Below are 18419 nucleotides of genomic sequence, written 5' to 3'. Positions count from 1 at the left end.
CCGGACGACGCCATCCGTGCAGCCCAGCTATGGCTGTGGCGCGAGCTGAAACTGGCCGTGGAACCGGCCGCAGCGCTGGGCTTGGCGGCCCTGCAAACGGGGGTGTACCGCCCCCAGCCGCAGGAAACCGTGGGCCTGGTGCTGTGCGGCGCCAACTTCGACCCGGCCAGCCTGGGCTGAGCAGGCGGTGGTCGTCCCTCTAAAATCACGCCATGCTTGACATTCTTCTTCTCCGCAAAGACCTCGACACCGCGATCGCGCGTCTGGAAACCCGCAAAAAGCCCCAGGCCTTCCTGAACGTGGAAGCGTTCCAGGCCCTGGAATCCGAGCGCAAGACGCTGCAAACCCGCACGGAGGAGTTGCAAGCGCAGCGCAACCAGCTGTCCAAGCAAATTGGCATGCTGATGGGCAAGGGCGACAAGGCAGGCGCTGAAGCCGCCAAAGCCCAGGTGGCCGCATCCAAGGTAGAGCTGGAGCAATCCGCCGCCCGCCTGGAGCAGATTCAGGCCGAACTGCAGGCCATGCTGGTCGCCGTGCCCAACCTGCCGCATGAATCGGTGCCTGTGGGCAGCGACGAATCGGGCAACGTGGAAGTGCGCCGCTGGGGCACGCCCGCGACGTTCTCCTTCGAGGTCAAAGACCATGTGGATGTAGGCACGCCGCTGGGGCTGGACTTCGACATGGGTGTGAAGCTCTCGGGCTCACGCTTCACGGTGATGAAGGGCCAGATCGCCCGCCTACACCGTGCGCTCAGCCAATTCATGTTGGATGTGCAGACGCAGGAACACGGCTACACCGAGTGCTATGTGCCTTACGCAGTGAACGCCGATTCGCTCAAGGGCACCGGCCAGCTCCCCAAGTTTGAAGGCGACCTGTTTGCCGCGAAAAAGGGCGGCCAGGACGGCGAGCCCGTGCCAGACAACGCGGCGCTGTACCTCATCCCTACCAGCGAAGTACCGCTGACCAACTTTGTGCGCGATGTGGTGGTGGCCGAGGCGGATCTGCCCATCAAGCTGACCGCCCACACCCCCTGCTTCCGTTCCGAAGCCGGTAGCTACGGCCGCGACACGCGCGGCATGATCCGCCAGCACCAGTTCGACAAGGTCGAAATGGTGCAGATCGTGCTCCCCGACAAGAGCTACGAGGCGCTGGAAGAAATGACACGCCACGCCGAAGCCGTGCTGCAAAAGCTGGGCTTGCCTTACCGCGTGATGAGCCTGTGCACCGGCGACATGGGTTTTGGCGCCGCCAAGACTTACGACCTGGAAGTGTGGCTGCCCGCGCAAAACACCTACCGCGAAATCAGTTCAGTGAGCAACTGCGAAGCCTTCCAGGCCCGCCGTCTGCAAGCCCGTTTCAAGAATGCCCAGGGCAAGAACGAGCTGCTGCACACCCTGAATGGTTCCGGCCTGGCCGTGGGCCGCACGCTGGTGGCGGTGCTGGAAAACTACCAGCAGGCCGACGGCAGCGTGGTGGTGCCCGAAGTGCTGCGCCCGTACTTGGGCGGCGTGTCTGTCTTGGCACCTGCGGCCTGATCGTCACCGCTGCACCCAGCGCTCCACCCAGGGGCGCTCCGTCAGGGCCTGCACTTGATCGCAAGAATCGTGTGCAGGCCCTGGTGTTTTTTGCATCTGCTATGGCAGCAACCAGCCAAATCGGGACAATGCAGCCATGAACGCTCCCAACTCCACCGATGAATCCTCCGCAGGCGTGCCTATTCGCCTCACCCAGTACAGCCATGGCGCAGGCTGCGGCTGCAAGATCAGCCCCAAGGTGCTGGATGTGATCCTGGCGGGCAGTGGCGCCCAGCACCTGGATCCACGCCTGTGGGTCGGCAACGCATCTCGCGATGATGCGGCTGTGTATGCGCTGGACGACGAGCGCGGCGTGGTTTCCACCACCGACTTTTTCATGCCCATCGTGGACGATCCGTTCGACTTCGGGCGTATTGCCGCTACCAATGCCATCAGCGACGTCTACGCCATGGGTGCCGACCCGCTCATGGCCATTGCCATACTGGGCTGGCCCGTGAACGTGCTTCCGCCCGAAGTAGCCCGCGAAGTGGTGCGCGGCGGCCGCGCGGTGTGCGATGCCGCAGGTATCCCGCTGGCGGGTGGTCATTCCATCGACGCCCCCGAACCGATTTTTGGCCTGGCCGTCACGGGCGTGGTGAACAAGCGGCACATGAAGCGCAACGATACGGCCACCGCAGGCAGCCGGCTGTACCTCACCAAGCCACTGGGTATTGGCATCTTCACCACCGCAGAGAAAAAGGCTTTGCTCCGCCCGCAAGACGTGGGCTTGGCACGCGACGTGATGTGCACCCTGAACAAGCCGGGTAGCCGCTTTGGCAAGCTGGCTGGTGTGACGGCAATGACTGACGTGACCGGCTTTGGCCTACTGGGGCATTTGGTGGAGATGGCCGACGGCAGTGGGCTCACGGCCGTGATCGACACCGCGGCCGTACCGAGCCTGCCTGGCGTGGCGCATTACCTGGAGCAGGGCTGCGTACCCGGTGGCACCCTGCGCAACTTCGACAGCTATGGCGCGCGCCTCGCCCCGCTGTCTGATGCACACAAACACTTGCTGTGCGACCCGCAAACCAGCGGTGGCTTGCTGGTGGCGGTGTCCCCGCAAGGCGAGGACGAGTTCCTTGCCGTAGCCCGCGAACTGGGCCTGCAGTTGCACCCTATTGGCGAGCTGGTAGCCCAGCGACCGTTGGCCGTCGAGTTCTGCTGATGCCCGAGAACCTCAGCGACTTTCGGCACATCTTCTTGAATGATGTGCCCATGATGGACGTACGCGCGCCCATCGAATTTGCCCAAGGAGCCTTCCCTGCTGTGGTGAATCTGCCGCTGATGAATGACGAAGAACGGCAGAAGGTTGGCACCTGCTACAAGCAGCGCGGCCAGGAGGCCGCCATTGCGCTGGGCCACTCGCTGGTGTCGGGCGAAATCAAAAATGGGCGGATTGCGGCATGGGCTGCATTTGCCAAGGTGCATCCGCACGGCGTGCTGTATTGCTTTCGTGGAGGGTTGCGCTCGCAGATCACGCAGCAGTGGCTGCAATCCGAAGTGGGCATCGCTTACCCGCGCGTCATCGGCGGCTACAAAGCCATGCGCACGTTTTTACTGGAGACTACGCAGTCTGCGGCGCAGGACTGCGATTTCTTGGTGCTCAGCGGCTCTACCGGCACCGGTAAGACGGAAGTGATTGCGCAATTGCCCTACGGCATTGATTTGGAAGGCCGCGCCAACCACCGTGGCTCCAGCTTTGGACAACGTATTACGGGTCAGCCCACGCAGATCAATTTTGAAAATCAGCTGGCCATCGACTTCCTCAAGAAGCGTGCGCTTGGTCATGCCTTGTTCGTGCTGGAGGACGAGGGCAAAAACGTGGGCAGCTGCGCTGTGCCCTTGCCGCTGCGCGAACGCTTGGCGCAGGCTCCGATGGTTTATCTCCACGATGGATTTGAAGCGCGGGTGGAGCGCATTCTGCGGGACTATGTGGTGCGGCAGCATGCGGAGTTTGTCGCCGCCTGTGGCAGCCAGGAGCGCGGTTTTGAGGCCTATGCAGCTCGAATGCTTGCCAGCTTGGACAAAATCGAGCGCCGCTTGGGCGGTGCGCTGCACCAACAGTTGCGCCAGAGCGTGGCGAATGCCCTGCAGCGACAGGAAGAGTACGGCGACGCAGCCAGCCACCGGGGCTGGATTGCGGCTTTGCTTCAGCACTACTACGACCCCATGTACGCCTACCAGCGACAAAGCCGTGCCCAGCGCATCGTCTTTGAAGGTGCACGTAGCGAAGTCATGGCTTACCTGGGTGAGTGTGGTGCCAGTACCGCCGCGAAGTGAGTCATGTGCGGATGCGCTGTTGAAATCTGGCTATAATCGCAGGCTTCGACACACAGGAGAGGTGGCAGAGTGGTCGAATGTACCTGACTCGAAATCAGGCGTAGTGGCAACACTACCGTGGGTTCGAATCCCACCCTCTCCGCCATGTATCAAGGCCCGGTAGCTATTTAACTCATAGCACCGGGCCTTTTTCTTTGTGCGCGACGGGTAAATTTTCGGCTGCACCCCAGTTTGCTCAGTGCGTAGGCCAGGGGACGATTGCAGACCTCGCAGCGGGCGCTGAAAAAAGTGGTCTTCGCGCGCCAGAGTGCGCCACCTGATATGACCTCAAAATAGATGGAAGGGCTGGCCTGCTGCGCGGCGCGTTCCATCGGCCCTAAAACCACCTGCCATCCCATGAGCCTCATTCAATCGCTTCCCGAAGGACCGCTGGATATCGTTGGTGATATCCATGGTGAGTTCGATGCGCTGCTCGCGCTGTTGAGCCATTTGGGCTACGACCTGCGAGGGCACCATCCACAGGGCCGTACGCTGGTGTTTGTGGGCGATTTTTGCGATCGTGGGCCCGACAGCCCGGCGGTCTTGGCGTTGGTGCAAAAGCTGGTGCAGTCGGGCCGCGCAGCTGCGGTTCTGGGCAACCACGAAATCAATCTTTTGCGTGAGGATGCCAAGGACGGCTCTGGTTGGTTTTTTGATGCGCGTGTGGCGCGTGACCATGACAAATATGCTCCGTTTCAGCGGCCCACCCCGCAAGAGCGCCAAGACATCGTCCAGTTTTTATCGGCGCTGCCCATCGGTCTGGAACGTGCCGACTTGCGCGTGATTCACGCGGCGTGGCAGGACGAGCAGATCGAAGCGGCCAAGCGCCTTCCACTGGGCTCGGTGCGAGCAGAGTACGACCAGTGGGAGCACATCGCCCAGCAGCAGGCGCGTGAGACTGCGCTGGCCGAGCGCATGGCCCGCGAGTTGGAGCAGTGGGAGCACGGGCTGGAAAACAGCCAGCGCCAGCCGCCGTTTTTGCACGCCCATGCCGAGTACGAATCCAGCAAGCAGATGCTGAACCCGCTGAAGGTGCTGACCTCTGGCGTAGAACAAAAGGGCTCGGTGCCGTTTTTCTCGGGCGGCAAGTGGCGCTTTGCACAGCGCATGCCGTGGTGGGATGCCTACACAGAATCAACGCCGGTGGTCGTTGGCCACTACTGGCGGCGGGTCCACCAGATCGACCGGGGGGCGGTGGGTAAGGGCGATGCGGACCTGTTTGCCAGCACCCACCCTTTCGCTTGGCACGGCCAGCGGGGCAATGTGTTCTGCGTGGATTTTTCAGCGGGCGGGCGCTGGTTGGAGCGCAAGTCAGGAGTCGTGGTGGGCCACGATTTCAAGCTGGCTGCGCTGCGCTGGCCCGAGCGGGTGTTGCAGTTTGACGATGGGCACGTTCAGGCCACGACGGGCTTTGGCGCATAGCCGCGCCTTGTGATCAATCGCTGGCAGAGGCGGGCAGCACCAGCCTGAATTCAGCGCCCTGGCCCACTGCACTTTCCAGCTCCAGTGAGCCGCCGTGGCGTTTGACCACGGTGTGCACCAACGCAAGGCCCAGGCCCACTCCAGAAATGTTGGGGTGGGTCAGGTCATGAAGGCGAGAGAAGGGTTTGAACAGTCGGTCTTGCTGGGCTGGGTCGATGCCCGGGCCTTCGTCGTGAATGCTGATGACCCAGTTGGTGCCTCTCGCGTACAGGCTGCACCGCACCGTACCTCGGGCAGGGCTGTATTTGATGGCGTTGTTGAGCACGTTGGCCATGGCCCGTGCCAGCAAGGGGCGGTCGCCCACACAGGGTGCTGAATGTGGAATCTGGAGGATAGTGACACTCACCTCCTGGTTGCTGGCCTGGGTCCAGGCGTCGTCCACGGCGTCCTGCAGCACGGATGCCAGGTCCAGCGGCGCTACGCGGTATTCGTTGCTTTGGGCGCTGGCCAGTCGCACAAAGCTCTCGGCCATGCTGAGCGACGCTTGGGCGTATTTTTCGATGCGCTTGAGAAGCTCGTCGGCCTGCAGGGGCTCCATGCTGTTGCGTTGCATCTCCAGCAGCGTAAGGATGGACGCATTGGGCGCGCGGATGTCGTGCGAGATGAAGTGCAGAGCCTGGTCGCGTTGTTGCAGCGCTCGGCGTATCTCCGTCATGTCCACCAAGGTGATGAGCCAGCCCACGTTAGCAAACTCGGTGAAGGGCTTGCACAGCATGAGCAGGCTGCGCCCTTTCGCATCGTGCCCTTCGCTTTGGGCGGGAATCTCCCCGGCCAAGAGCTTATCGGGGCTCAACAGCGGTTGCAGGGTGTGGGCATCTTGCAAGTCCTGCAGCACCTGGAAGATGGATTTGCCTTGCAGCGCAGATTGCGGCTCAAAAGGGCCCAACCCCACATGGCGCTGGGCAGCAACATTGGCCAGGAGGATGCGGCCCTGTGCATCACAGACAAAGTTGGGTGCTGGCAGTTGCTGCAGGCTGTTGCTCACAAACTGGTGCAGATCCCGCAGCTGGCGCGAGGCGGCTTCCACCGCGTTGATGCGCCTTTCCAGGAAGTCGCCGCGCCGTGCCCATGGGCTATTGCGCACGGGCAGGCCTTCGCTGCGCAGATGTTCCATTTCCGTGCGCAAAAAATGGGCGGCAGCGCTGAGCCTGCGCCAGCTCCACAGGGGGTAGGCCAGCACTAGGCCGAGCAGCGCTGCGGCAGGGGCAAAGTGCCACCCCGTCCAGCGCATGAGCGCCATCGACATCAGCAAAGTGCCAAGGCCCAACCCAAAGCTGGCGAGCAAGGCCGTCAGCGGCCCGGCAAACAGCAGAGTGAGCAAGGCGACTGCCACGGGCAGCAGGTTGAATGCAATGTTGGCCGCTGCAGGCGCGGCTTTGAGGTGGATGCCGGACAAATGGCTGTCAAGGATATGAGCCACGACTTCCACCCCTGGCATCAGGCGCGCACCACTGCTGACGGGGGTGGCAAAGGTGTCCCCCAAGCCGGATGCCACAGCCCCGACCAGCACAAATTTGCCCTGGAATGCGTTGGGAGGTATCTGCCCCCGCAATACATCGATGTAGGAGTAGGTGGGGTAGTGGCCCGGCCCTCCTGCGTAGGCGATCAGCTCGGGCTGCCGCTCAGTCCAGTGGGGAGGAGTGACTGGCGTGCTATTGGTTGGGGGTGATTTTTTGCACCGGGCCGCCGCGTTCTGCGCCACACATTGCAGCGACAGACTGAAGTGGCTCCAGGGTGCACTTGCCGGGCCCTCCTGCAGGTACAAACCGCGCACGACTCCGTCGCCATCAGGCGCGACATGCACGTGGCCCAGCGCGGCAGCTGCGTCGGCAAAGACGTCCAGCGGCAGTTCAGAAGTGGCTTCCGTCAACCCCGCCTGATTGCGTTGCAGCACCGGCAGCACCACCCGTTGGCTGCGGGCCAGGGCCTGGGCCAGCAGGGCATCGTCCAGCGGGTAGTCCAGGTCGGGCTCGCTGAAGAGGATGTCGAGCCCAATCGCTTTGGGATTCTGGGCGGTCACCACGTCTACCAACTGCGCATGCAGCGCACGTCGCCAGGGCCAGCGACCAATCGAGGTGATGCTGCGGTCATCCACCGCGATGACCACGATGTCTGGATGGGGCGGACGGGCCAGTGAGCGCAGCTCCAGGTTTTGGACCAGATGATTCGGACCCGCCATCTGTTGCGGTGGGCTGAGCCAGGCAACCAGGCAGAGCAATGCCAGCGCCAGCAGTGCCCATTCGAGGCGCCGCTGGTGCGCGCGGGTGCGTGCGGCTTTGGGCATGCAGCTGTCCTGGGCGGGGTGGTGGGGTCAGGGGCGCCGCACGGGCTCGCCGCTGGAGTCAGATACGGGCAGCCCCCAACCGGTGCTGAAGCCCGTGCCCACCCGGATGGAGCGCGGTGGCGAAAAATCACCCTGCAGGCCCGAGGGATCCAGCACCTGCACCCTCAAGAAATACGTGCCCGCCGCCAAGTCAGAGGTCGCCCATTGGGGCTCGTCCAGAAGGGTGTCCAGCACAGGCTTTTCAAAGCGCATCTCCCTGGCCAGTTGCAGGCGGTAGCGCTGGCCTGCTTGCCCTGGCCAGCGCAGGCTCACCGTGGTGCCCCCATCGTCGGCTTGCAGGGCTTGTGCCGACAGTGCCGGTGGTTGTTGCACCAGCTTGAAGGGCTGCGGTGCTGCAAACGGGTCTTGGTCTACCCCGCCCCCAGGCAGTTCGCGCACACTGGCTGCGCGCCAGAAGTAACGGCCCACGGACAGCGTGCAGCTGTCCAGTCGGCTTTCATCGAGCACCGGGGCGTTGAAATCCGCTTGGGGCGCCACCTGAATGCGGTACCACCGCACACCAGCCACCTGGGTGCACAGCAACTGCCCGCCTGCGTTGGAAACCACCGCGTCGGGCGCAGGTTTTTGGTACCGGGGCGGTACTGGCTGGGTCTTGACGGTGAGTGGCTGGGTGGGCAACCCGGCAATCCCCGCCGCGTCGATAGCGCGCACCGAGATGAAATATTGCCCATCGTCCAGCCCCTTCCAGCGCAACTGCCCATTGGCAAACGTGCCTGAACGAAGCACCTGCGTCAATTCGGCATCACGCGCCACGATGGCCTGGTACACACTGGCGCCTGCCTGGGCTGTCACGTTCAGCGCCAGCAGCCCAAGGTCATGCACCGCAGCCGGCAGCGAGGTCAGGTCGGGCGCGGGCAGCAGGCTTCGCGGGCTGCCCACGGTGCCATCGGCTTGCACGGCCAGCCCTTGGCCGGGTTGCAGGACTGTTGCCGCAGCGTTGTGCTGGGCGGGGTTGTCTGCCGTGCGTGACTGCACCGCCACGGCACCTGGCAGTACGGCGGCCGTGGTGTCGCCCGACTCGCTCAAGGCCGCGCCAAACCGGGTACCGCGCACGCTGGTTACGGCGCGCGGGGTGCGCACCTCAAAGCGGCGTGAGGCATCGGTGCTGGGCGCAACGCTGGACTCGACACTGCCGCGTTGAATCTCCACCACCGACTGCACAGACCCCGCCCTGCCGCGCCTGCGCAGCTGGCGCAGTTGGACATCTGACTGGGCGCTGACCTTGACGATGGAGCCGTCTGCCAGCCGCACGGTCACAAATCCGTTGGGGCCTACTTGCAGCCTGGTGCCTTCGGCCAGCATCGTGCCGGCAGCAACCGGTGGGTTTGTCGCTGCTGAGGTGTTTGCGGTGGCCCCTTGTTCTGCGCCGTGCACCTTGACATCACCGTGAACGAATTCCACCTGGGCAGATTCAGCAGGCAGCAAGCCCACGGGAATCCAAACCACCGAGCCCGGCTGCAACTGGCGCGGGTCTTTGACTTTGTTGCGTGCTTGCAGCTGGTGCCACAGGCGGGGCGTGCCAAAGTAGCTTTGGGACAGGCCTTCCAGCGTATCGCCCGCTTGCACTACGTGAGGCGTTTCGTCCTTTTGGTCTGCGGCCCCCAGGCGCCCGGGGCGAGCGATGTCATCAAGACGGCGCCAGCAGCCAGCAGTGCTGCGGACAAGGGCATTCGGAGAGTAGGCGGTGTGATCGACACAAGAGCTCCTGGGGTGCAGGGCGAGAAATCGCCCATGCGGTGGTTAGTGAGTGCGCGGCCCTGAGGCCGGCACTAAAAAACTGTGGTTGGCGGCCATTGCGCCGCGCCCATATTCAGGCGCGAAGCGGCAACTTGTGCAGCGCCAATGGTCAGGCGGGCTGTACCTGGTCCGTGGTTTCAAACCGGTAGCCCACGCCGTACACCGAGGTGACGATGAAGCCATTGGCGGGGCGCAGGTCCAGCAGAACACGCAGGCGGGAGATGTGGGTGTCCAGCGAGCGGGACATCACATCCGGCACCTGGCCCCAGATCACTTCCTTCAAATGATCCCGCGTGAGCAACTGCCCCCATGTTCTGGAACAGGAACAGGGCCAGCTCGTATTCGCGGTTTTTCAGCTCCACCGGCGCTCCATCAATTTCGAGAGAGCGTGACTCTGGCAGAAACCGATATCTCCCAAACTCCAGCACCTCTTCGGGCTTGTCTGTGTAAGAGCGCCGCAGCAGGGCGGCCACCCGTGCCCGCAACTCGCCTATGCGCACGGGTTTGGTCATGAAGTCATCGGCCCCGCAACACAGGCCCTCCACGATGTCGCGCTCTTCCTGCCTGTGGGGCACGAACAGAATGGGCATTTCCAGCCCCACATGCTGGCGCACCCAGCGCACCACCTCCGGCCCCGTGGTGTCCGGCAAATGCCAGTCCACGATGAGCAGGTCGAAGCGCTCGCTCTGCAAGCTGTGCAGCAACTGCGCTCCGGTCAGGTAGGTGTGGCAGGTGTGGCCCATGGCGTGCAGGGCCTGTTTGAAAAGATCGAGCTGAAGCGCATCGTCGTCTAACGCGGCTATGCGCATGTTTCTCCCTACGGCTTTGTCCATGGACCATTATTTCCGAGGGATGCCCGGCTTGGGCGCGAGCCTGAGCCCGTTGGCAGGTCTAGTTGACGTTTGTTGATGTTTTGATGCTGGGGGTGGCTTGGTGAAGCGTGAATCCAGCCGGGCGCAATCCAGGGCTCAGTTCGGCTTGGCTGCCGCTGGGCCCCACTCGCGCAGCAGGCGCATGCCCACCAGCGTGTAGCGGGTTTGGGGGCTGTTCCAGTTGCGGTAGCTGCAGCGTGCATAAAAGGCCCAGGTGTGCCACGAGCCGCCACGGCGCACGCGCACGGAGCCTGTTTCGGGTCCTTGCGGATCGGTAGTGGGGGATTGGGCGTAATAGCCCTCGTCGTGCCAGTCAGACACCCATTCCCACACATTGCCCTGCATGTCGTGCAGGCCCCAGGCGTTGGGTGGGTAGCTGCCCACGGGCGCCGTGAAAACGTAGCCGTCGTTGCCAGGCAGGGCATGTTGCTTCCACTTGGGCCACAGCGGCGCTGTGGATTGGTCGAACACATTGGCGTACTGCGTGAGTGCGGCGGGGTCGTCCCCGTGGGGGTAGCGTGTTCGAGTCTGGGCCCGGCAGGCGTATTCCCATTCGGCCTCGGTGGGCAGGCGGTAGCGCACGCCTTCGCGCTGGCTCAGCCACTGCGCCAGGGCCTGGGCGTCGTTCCAGGTGACGTTGGCCACGGGGTGGTCGTCGGCTTGCTTGAAACCTGGGTTGCGCCAGGAATAGCGGGTGTCGCGCCCTTCAAAGGCATCGCCTCGCTGGGTGGTGGCTGGGTCGTATTGCGGGTTGTAGCCGTAGCCGCCGGTGCCGTCAGACACCGATTCCGGCTGGTAGCCCGACTCGGCCAGAAACCGCCGGAACTGCCCCACGGTGACCTCGTGCTGGCCCAAGTAAAACGGGCGGCTGATGTGCACCTCGTGCACGGGGGCTTCATCGCTGAGGGCGGCAAAGCGCCCCGCTTCCAGCAGGGGGTAGGCTTTGGCCAGCTCTTGTGCGGGCTCGGCGCTGCCCATCCAGAAACGGCCAGCGGGGATAGCCACAAACCGCATGCCCAGTGAATTGACCACAACCTGCGGGTGGTCGTTGGCAGTGGCAGGAGGAGACGTGGGCGAGGTGATGGTGCTGCAACCGGCCAACAGGGTGGTTACAGCCAACAAAACAGCAGCGGAGCGGAGTGCTTGCATGGGCGCCTCAAAGCAGTGGGCCCAGTGTACGGCAAGGTTACAGAGGCTTGCCTTGGTGCAGAGGCATGCTCAGCAAGCCTGCATGTCTGTGATGGATGACTTTTAACGAAAATAGCCGCTAGCGCTTGATGGGTAAGCGCTAGCAGCTATGTTTTTGATAGTGAAATAGTGCGGGCTTCAACCGTTATTGCCAGCGGCCAGTGCTTGCAGTGCCGCTTGCACATCGGCAGTGTCCACGCCTTCCACAGGTGCCAGATGCGACGCCAGTTGGGCGAGGGCGTCTGTCTGGGTTTGCAGCTGGGCAATGGCCTGGCCAGCCTCTTTGGGCGCCGCGAAGCCCGTGCTTTGCAGCAGCAGGCGGCCATCTGCGGCCAGCAGCTTGAAGTAGAACTTGCCATCGGCCTCGCGGTATTGCTTGAACGAGGGCAGGGCCACCTTGGCTGCCTTGGTGCTTTTGGCTGTGCTGGTTTGCGCCAGGCTGCGCAGGCCCACGGCCGAGCGCAGCTCTTTGATAAACGGCGTGGCCAGGGCGCGTGCCCGTTCGGCGCCAGCCAGCAGGGTTTGCTCGATGCGTGCGGGGTTATTGATCAGCGTGTCGTACTGCTCGCGCATGGGGGCAATGACTTGGTCCACCCGCTCCAGCAGCACTTGCTTGGCATCGCCCCAGGCAATACCCTCGGCATAGGCGCGGCGCAGGGCTTCGGTTTCTTCGGGGGTGGCAAAGGCCTGGTAGATCTGGAACAGCGCAGAGCCTTCGGTGTCCTTGGGTTCGCCAGGGGCGCGCGAATCGGTGAGCAGGCTGCCGATGAGCTTCTTGAGCTGGTCGCGCGAAGAGAACAGCGGGATGGTGTTGTTGTAGCTCTTGCTCATCTTGCGGCCGTCCAGCCCCGGCAGGGTGGCCACGTTGTCGTCAATCACCGCTTCGGGCAGCACAAAGTGCTCGCCATACAGGTGGTTGAAGCTGCTGGCCATGTCGCGCGCCATTTCAATGTGCTGCACCTGGTCGCGCCCCACGGGCACCTTGTGGGCCTTGAACATCAAAATGTCGGCGCCCATGAGCACGGGGTACATGAACAGGCCCGCGGTCACGCCGTCATCGGCATCGCGCCCGGCTTCCAGGTTCTTGTCCTGGGATGCTTTGTAGGCATGGGCGCGGTTGAGCAGCCCCTTGCCGGTGACGCAGCTCAGCATCCAGTTCAGCTCGGGAATCTCGGGGATGTCGGACTGGCGGTAAAAGGTCACCTTCTCCGGGTCGAGCCCGGAGGCCAGCCAGCTGGCAGCAATCTCCAGCGTGGAGCGCTGGATGCGCACCGGGTCTTCGCACTTGATGAGTGCGTGGTAGTCGGCCAGGAAATAAAAGCTTTGCACGCCAGGGCGCAGGCTGGCGGCCACCGAAGGCCGGATGGAGCCCACAAAGTTGCCCAGGTGCGGGGTTCCGGTGGTGGTGATGCCGGTGAGAAAGCGCGTGGTGCTCATGGAAACAAGGTCTGCAGGAGGAAGAGAAAAAGGCGGAATTCAGCGCAGCAAGGCGGTGAGCGGCGTGAGCAGCAGGTTGATGGTGCTGTAGCCCAGGCTCATCAGCGGACGCAGCCACAAACTGCCGACCACGCCTGCGATGACCAGTGCCATCACGATGAAAAAGCCCCAGGGCTCGATGCGCGACACCATGTGGGCCTGCTTCCAGGGCAGCAGGCCCACCAGAATGCGCCCGCCGTCCAACGGCGGCAGCGGGAACAGGTTGAACGCCCACATGACCAGATTGACCTGCACACCGGCACGCGCCATTTCGATGAAGAAGCGCTCATCGACACCCATGCCCACCATGGTGATCAGCACCACGCCCCAGGCCACCGCCTGCACAAAGTTGGACGCAGGCCCGGCCAGCGCCACCCACACCATCTGCTGTTTGGGTTTGCGCAAATTGCCAAAGTTGACCGGCACAGGCTTGGCATAGCCGAACAGGAAGGCGCCCGACGTGGCGAAGTACAGCAACAACGGCATCAGGATGGTGCCGACGGGGTCGATGTGCTTGGCCGGATTGAGCGTGATGCGCCCCATCAGGTACGCCGTGTTGTCACCGAAGTGGCGGGCCGCATAGCCGTGGGCCGCCTCGTGTACGGTGATGGCGAACAGCACGGGCAGTGCGTAGATGAGGATGGTCTGGATGAGATTGGAGGTGTCCACCCGCGTATTGTCTCAGACAGCGGCGGGCTCCCAGGAGCCATGGCGCAGATGGCCGGACAGCGAGCCGGGTGGGGCGGAGCGATTCAGACCGGTGGTGGTCAGGGCCGGCTCAAAGCCCCAGGGCCTGCAGGCTACCGCGCCCCTCGCGCACAACCTCCGGGTCGCCGCCAGTGCCCATGGGCGTGAGGTCCACCACCGTGGTGGGCTCTTGCGGGCAGCCGCCTGCGTCCACGATGGCATCCAGCACTTTTTCATAGCGCTCGCGGATCTCTTCGGGGTCGTTCAGGGGCTCGTTTTCGCCTGCGGGGATGAACGTGGTGGCCAGCAGCGGCGCACCGTGCAGTTCCAGCAGCAGTTGCAGGCCCTTGCGGTCAGGCACCCGCAGGCCAATGGTTTTGCGAGACGGGTGGCTCACCCGGCGCGGCACTTCCTTGGTGGCTTCCAGGATGAAGGTGTAGGGGCCGGGCGTGCCCAGTTTCAGCAGCCGGTACTGGCGGTTGTCCACGCGGGCGTAGTTGGCCAGTTCCGACAGGTCACGGCACAGCAGCGTGAGGTGGTGCTTTTCGTCTACCTGGCGAATGCGGCGCAGGCGGTCTGCCGCGTCCTTGTCGTCCAGGTGGCAGACCAGGGCATAGCTTGAATCGGTGGGCACGGCCACGATGCCGCCCTTTTGCAGCAGCGCAGCGGCCTGCTTGAGCAGCCGGGGCTGAGGGTTGTCGGGGTGGACTTCGAAATACTGTGCCATGGCAAGGCCTGCTGCGTTGAAGGGTTCAGGTGGCGGGCCGCATGCGGTCGGCCAGCGTTTCCCAAATGGGGGTGAGGTGGCCCGGCAGGTAGGGCAGGGTGCCCAGGTCGGTGTGGGACTCGTCCGGGCTGTGGAAGTCGCTGCCGCGCGACGCTGCCAGCCCAAACTCTTCGGCCATGGCGGCGTAGGTCACGTACTCTGCAGCGGTGTGGCTGCCCGTCACCACCTCGACGCCCGCCCCGCCGTGGGCCTTGAATTCGGAGAACAGGGCGTATTCCTCGTTGGCAGTGAACTTGTAGCGCGCCGGGTGGGCAATCACGGCCAGGCCACCAGCCTCGGTAATCCAGCGCACCGCATCGCCCAGCGTGGCCCAGCGGTGCGGCACGTAGCCGGGCTTGCCTTCGGTGAGGTATTTGCGAAAGACCTCGTTCGTGTCGCGGCACACCTGCGTCTCTACCAAAAACCGCGCAAAGTGCGTGCGTGAGATCAGCTCGGGGTTGCCCACAAACTTGAGCGCGCCTTCGTAGGCGCCGTGGATGCCCACTTGCGCAAGCTGCGCCGCCATCTCCTGCGCCCGTTCGCCCCGCCCGGCGCGCGTGGCGGCCAGCCCCTGGGCCAAAGCCGTGTTGTCGGGGTTGAAACCCAGGCCCACGATGTGCACCGTGTTGCCTGCAAACGTAACGGAAATTTCGGTGCCCGTGAGGTAGGCCATGCCCTGGCTGCGTGCCGCAGCGGCGGCGCGGTGCTGGCCGCCAATTTCGTCATGGTCGGTCAAGGACCAGAGCTCCACGCCATTGGCCTTGGCGCGGGCGGCAAGTTCTTCGGGCGTGAGGGTTCCGTCCGAGACGACAGAGTGGCAGTGCAGGTCAGCGTTGAGGTAGGAGGTCACGAATTCATTCTACGGGTTCGACCCGGCTGCGCTGGCGCCAGGGCTTTTGCCGGGCGCGCAACGCTTCCATGCCCCCGCGGCAGCGGCTTAAAGCTGCGCGCCTTCCACCAGAAACTGCACCTTGCGCTCGCCCTTCCATTCGTTCACATCGAGGCGGAAGGCCAGCAGCACGCGGGCGGGCAGGGGCTCGGTGCGGCCGAACCAAATGGCGTCCACCGGGTTGCCCTGGTGAATGAGCTTGATGGAGAGGTGGTTCTTGGCCTCACCCACCAGGCGCTGGCTCAGCACCTGCACCTCTTCGCTGAAGGTGGGGGGCAAAAAGCCCTGGCCCCACACTTCGCGGTGCAGGGTGTCCACAATGTCGGCGCGGCAGTATTCAGGGGCCAGCGGCCCGTCGGTTTCGATCTTGCGGGTGAGGGTGGCGGCGTCCAGCCATTCCTGGGCGACCTGGGCAAAGGCCTGCTCGAAGGTGTCGAAGGCGTCGGCGTCCACGGTGCAGCCTGCCGCCATGGCGTGGCCGCCGAATTTGAGGATGACGCCGGGGTGGCGCTTGGCCACCAGGTCCAGCGCATCGCGCAGGTGAAAGCCGGGGATGGAGCGGCCCGAGCCTTTGAGTTCGTGCTCCTTGCCCGGCGCGCTGCTGGCTGCAAACACGAAGGTGGGGCGGTGCAGCTTGTCTTTGATGCGGCTGGCCACGATGCCGACCACGCCTTCGTGAAAGTCCGGGTCGAACACGCTGATGGCGGGCGGGGGCTCCTCGCTCTCGTCAAACAGGCTCTCGGCCATCAGCATGGCCTGCTCGCGCATGCCGCCCTCGATCTCGCGGCGCTCGCGGTTGATGCCGTCCAGCGTGGCGGCCAACTCGGCAGCGCGGCTGGCGTCGTCTGTCAGCAGGCATTCGATGCCCAGCGTCATGTCGGCGAGACGCCCTGCGGCGTTGATGCGCGGGCCCAGGGCAAAGCCAAAGTCGAACGTGGTGGCCGCAGCCGCCTTGCGGCCTGCCGCCTGGGACAGGGCGGCCCTGCCCGCCGGCATTTGGGCTGCGCGGATGCGCCTCGAGCCCCTGGCCGCCAGGCGGCGGTTGTTGGCGTCGAGCTTGACCACATCGGCCACCGTGCCCAGGGCGACCAGGGTGAGCAGCGGGTCGAGCTTGGGCTGTGTCGCAGCGTCAAACACACCGCGCGCGCGCAGTTCGGCGCGCAGGGCCAGCAGCACGTAGAACATCACGCCCACCCCGGCCATGGACTTGCTCTCAAACGTGCAGCCGGGCTGGTTGGGGTTGACGATGGCGTCGGCCGCAGGCAGCGCGGGGCCGGGCAGGTGGTGGTCGGTGACGAGCACTTGCAGGCCCAGGGCCTTGGCCTCGGCCACGCCTTCCACGCTGGCAATGCCGTTGTCCACGGTGATGAGCACATCGGCGCCGCGCTCGGCCACGCGCCGGGCGATGGGGGGCGTGAGGCCATAGCCGTCGGTCACGCGGTCGGGCACCAGGTAGTCCACGTTTTTTGCGCCCAGCAGGCGCAGGCCGCGCACACCCACGGCGCAGGCGGTGGCGCCGTCGCAGTCGTAATCGGCCACGATGACGAGGCGCTGGTTTTTCGCCATGGCGTCGGCCAGCAGGCGGGCGGCGGCGTCAATGCCTTTCATGCCTTTGTCACCGCTGGGGGGCAACAGGCGTGCCAGGCCGTCGTCCAGCTCGTCTTTGCTTTGCACGCCGCGCGCGGCGTACAGGCGGGCCAGCAGCGGGTGCACGCCTGCTTGCTCCAGCGCCCAGGCGGTGCGGGGGGGAATGTCTCTTGCTACGATTTTCATAGCTGCTCGCGCACGTCCATAAAGCGCTGGGGCCTTAAAAAGCGTTGAATGCGTTGCACCAGCCCCAGGGGCGCGGTGTGGAAGGTTTGCGCGCTGTGCTCGCCGCTCAGCGTCAGCCGCACGGGCTGGCCCTGTTCGGCCTGCCGCAGCAGATCGGCCAAGGGGCCTGCGTCCAGCGTAGCCCACGCGCTGGCCCAGGCGCGCCAGTCTTCGCGCAGGGCGGGGGCGCGCAGGGCGTCTGCCACCTGCGGCGGCTGTGCGGGCGCTGTCAGACCTGCGGGCAATGCGCCGGTGCCGTGTACCCAGAACGAGTTGATGGCGGGCAGGCCCTGGGCCGTGCGGGCGTCGTTGAAGGGGTGGGTGTACAGCAGCATCTGCATCTCGCTTTGCAGGCGGTGCAGGGTGCGGGCCTCGCGCGGGTTTGGCATCCAGGCGCGCACGTCGCGGCCCTGCACACGTTCGAGCGAGGCGGTGGCCAGCGTGGCAAACAGGGGGCTGCTGGCCAGCCAGCGGGTGGGCTGGTCGTAGTGCAGGGTGATGCCGTCCTCGGCAAACCACGGGGCCACGATGGCGAGCAGTTCACGCGAGGCGGCTTCGTCCAGGCCCAGGTGGGCGGGGTCGTGCAGGGTGATGTGGTCGGTGGTGACTTGCCACTGGCAGGGCGTGATGAAGGCCCAGGCCGCATTGCCGGGTGCTTCGCCCGGTGGTTGCCCTTGCTGCAGGCGGTGCCACGCGGCCCAGGGGATGAGCCCGTCTTCCGTGCCCAGGCCCAGCGCTTGCGCCAGCGCGCGTTCGTGCGGGGGGGTGAGGCTGGTTTCCTCGCCAGGGCTGGCGTCTGCCGTGCTCAGGCGGGCCAGCAGGCGGTCCAGATGGGGCAGGGCCAGGCCTTTCAGGGCCTCTTGGGCGCCGGGGGCGCGGCTGGCGGCGTACGGGATCAGCAAATGGTGCGGTGCGGGCATGGGCCGTATTTTCGTGGGTGCGGCAGCGGGCGGGCGGCATGGCAGCCGCAGGGGTGGTGGTTCGGCAGCGGCTTGGGCGGCGGGGGCTCGGCCCCGCCGTCGCTCAGGGCGCCAGATCCGTCCACCGCTCCAGCGCGGCCAGCAGTTCTTCTTCGATCACGCCTTCGCGGGCGTGCAGGGCCGTGGCGCGCTGCGGGTCGCGGGTGTACAGCGTGCCATCGGCCAGCTCTTGCTGGATGGACTGCTGCTCGGCCTCCAGCGCGGCGATGCGGTCGGGCAGCTGCTCCAGTTCGCGCTGCTCCTTGTAGCTCGGCTTCTTCTTGGGGGTGGCGGCTTGTTCGTCTTTGGCCGCA

The 18419-nt window shown here is 64.7% G+C and carries 13 protein-coding genes, 1 tRNA gene and 3 pseudogenes; 6 read left to right on the top strand and 11 right to left on the bottom strand.

Annotated elements, in window-relative coordinates; genetic code table 11:
- The 6 genes and pseudogenes from AADJ04_RS13545 to AADJ04_RS13520 all read left to right on the top strand — a co-directional run.
- Positions 1–180, top strand: a pseudogene (locus AADJ04_RS13545) (threonine/serine dehydratase); the annotation flags it as partial.
- Between the two features lie 32 nt (positions 181–212).
- The gene (gene serS / locus AADJ04_RS13540) at positions 213–1535 is read left to right on the top strand and encodes a serine--tRNA ligase (RefSeq protein ID WP_341239930.1); all 1323 of its coding nucleotides are present in this window, start codon (positions 213–215) and stop codon (positions 1533–1535) included.
- A gap of 136 nt (positions 1536–1671) precedes the next feature.
- On the top strand, positions 1672–2739 hold the full coding sequence (gene selD, locus AADJ04_RS13535) for a selenide, water dikinase SelD (RefSeq protein ID WP_341239929.1): 1068 nt from the start codon (positions 1672–1674) through the stop codon (positions 2737–2739).
- The gene (mnmH, locus tag AADJ04_RS13530) at positions 2739–3854 is read left to right on the top strand and encodes a tRNA 2-selenouridine(34) synthase MnmH (protein ID WP_341239928.1); all 1116 of its coding nucleotides are present in this window, start codon (positions 2739–2741) and stop codon (positions 3852–3854) included. Before selD ends, mnmH begins: the two co-directional genes overlap by 1 nt.
- A 55-nt stretch (positions 3855–3909) precedes the next feature.
- Positions 3910–3999 (top strand) — tRNA-Ser (locus tag AADJ04_RS13525).
- A gap of 251 nt (positions 4000–4250) precedes the next feature.
- Entirely contained in the window at positions 4251–5315 is a 1065-nt protein-coding gene (locus tag AADJ04_RS13520; protein ID WP_341239927.1) for a metallophosphoesterase, read from the top strand.
- Positions 5316–5328: 13 nt separating this feature from the next.
- On the opposite strand, the gene AADJ04_RS13515 is transcribed toward AADJ04_RS13520, so the two are convergent.
- The 11 genes and pseudogenes from AADJ04_RS13515 to AADJ04_RS13465 form a co-directional block, all read right to left on the bottom strand.
- Complete coding sequence (locus AADJ04_RS13515) at positions 5329–7659, bottom strand: CHASE2 domain-containing protein (protein WP_341239926.1); 2331 nt, start codon at positions 7657–7659, stop codon at positions 5329–5331.
- A gap of 27 nt (positions 7660–7686) precedes the next feature.
- A complete protein-coding gene (locus tag AADJ04_RS13510; RefSeq protein ID WP_341239925.1) occupies positions 7687–9285 on the bottom strand; it encodes a FecR domain-containing protein in 1599 nt (532 codons plus the stop codon).
- Positions 9286–9565: 280 nt separating this feature from the next.
- Positions 9566–10265 (bottom strand): annotated as a pseudogene (locus tag AADJ04_RS13505) (response regulator transcription factor).
- A 159-nt stretch (positions 10266–10424) separates the two neighbouring features.
- A complete protein-coding gene (locus tag AADJ04_RS13500; protein WP_341239931.1) occupies positions 10425–11342 on the bottom strand; it encodes a formylglycine-generating enzyme family protein in 918 nt (305 codons plus the stop codon).
- A 312-nt stretch (positions 11343–11654) separates the two neighbouring features.
- A complete protein-coding gene (locus AADJ04_RS13495; RefSeq protein WP_341239924.1) occupies positions 11655–12953 on the bottom strand; it encodes a tryptophan--tRNA ligase in 1299 nt (432 codons plus the stop codon).
- A 39-nt stretch (positions 12954–12992) separates the two neighbouring features.
- Positions 12993–13661, bottom strand: coding sequence for a site-2 protease family protein (locus AADJ04_RS13490; RefSeq protein WP_341239923.1), 669 nt, complete (start codon positions 13659–13661; stop codon positions 12993–12995).
- 109 nt (positions 13662–13770) lie between these two features.
- A complete protein-coding gene (locus AADJ04_RS13485; protein ID WP_341239922.1) occupies positions 13771–14406 on the bottom strand; it encodes an L-threonylcarbamoyladenylate synthase in 636 nt (211 codons plus the stop codon).
- Positions 14407–14431: 25 nt separating this feature from the next.
- Entirely contained in the window at positions 14432–15295 is an 864-nt protein-coding gene (locus AADJ04_RS13480; RefSeq protein WP_341239921.1) for a 3',5'-nucleoside bisphosphate phosphatase, read from the bottom strand.
- 87 nt (positions 15296–15382) lie between these two features.
- Complete coding sequence (gene recJ, locus AADJ04_RS13475; RefSeq protein WP_341239920.1) at positions 15383–17107, bottom strand: single-stranded-DNA-specific exonuclease RecJ; 1725 nt, start codon at positions 17105–17107, stop codon at positions 15383–15385.
- A complete protein-coding gene (locus tag AADJ04_RS13470) occupies positions 17104–18066 on the bottom strand; it encodes a phosphoglycerate mutase (RefSeq protein ID WP_341239919.1) in 963 nt (320 codons plus the stop codon). Before AADJ04_RS13470 ends, recJ begins: the two co-directional genes overlap by 4 nt.
- Before the next feature lie 103 nt (positions 18067–18169).
- A pseudogene (locus AADJ04_RS13465) lies at positions 18170–18419 on the bottom strand (ABC transporter ATP-binding protein); the annotation flags it as partial.

The sequence above is a fragment of the uncultured Acidovorax sp. genome (assembly GCF_964021665.1).
Lineage (GTDB): Bacteria > Pseudomonadota > Gammaproteobacteria > Burkholderiales > Burkholderiaceae_C > Acidovorax > Acidovorax temperans.
This window is presented reverse-complemented; position numbering and strand designations above follow the sequence as displayed.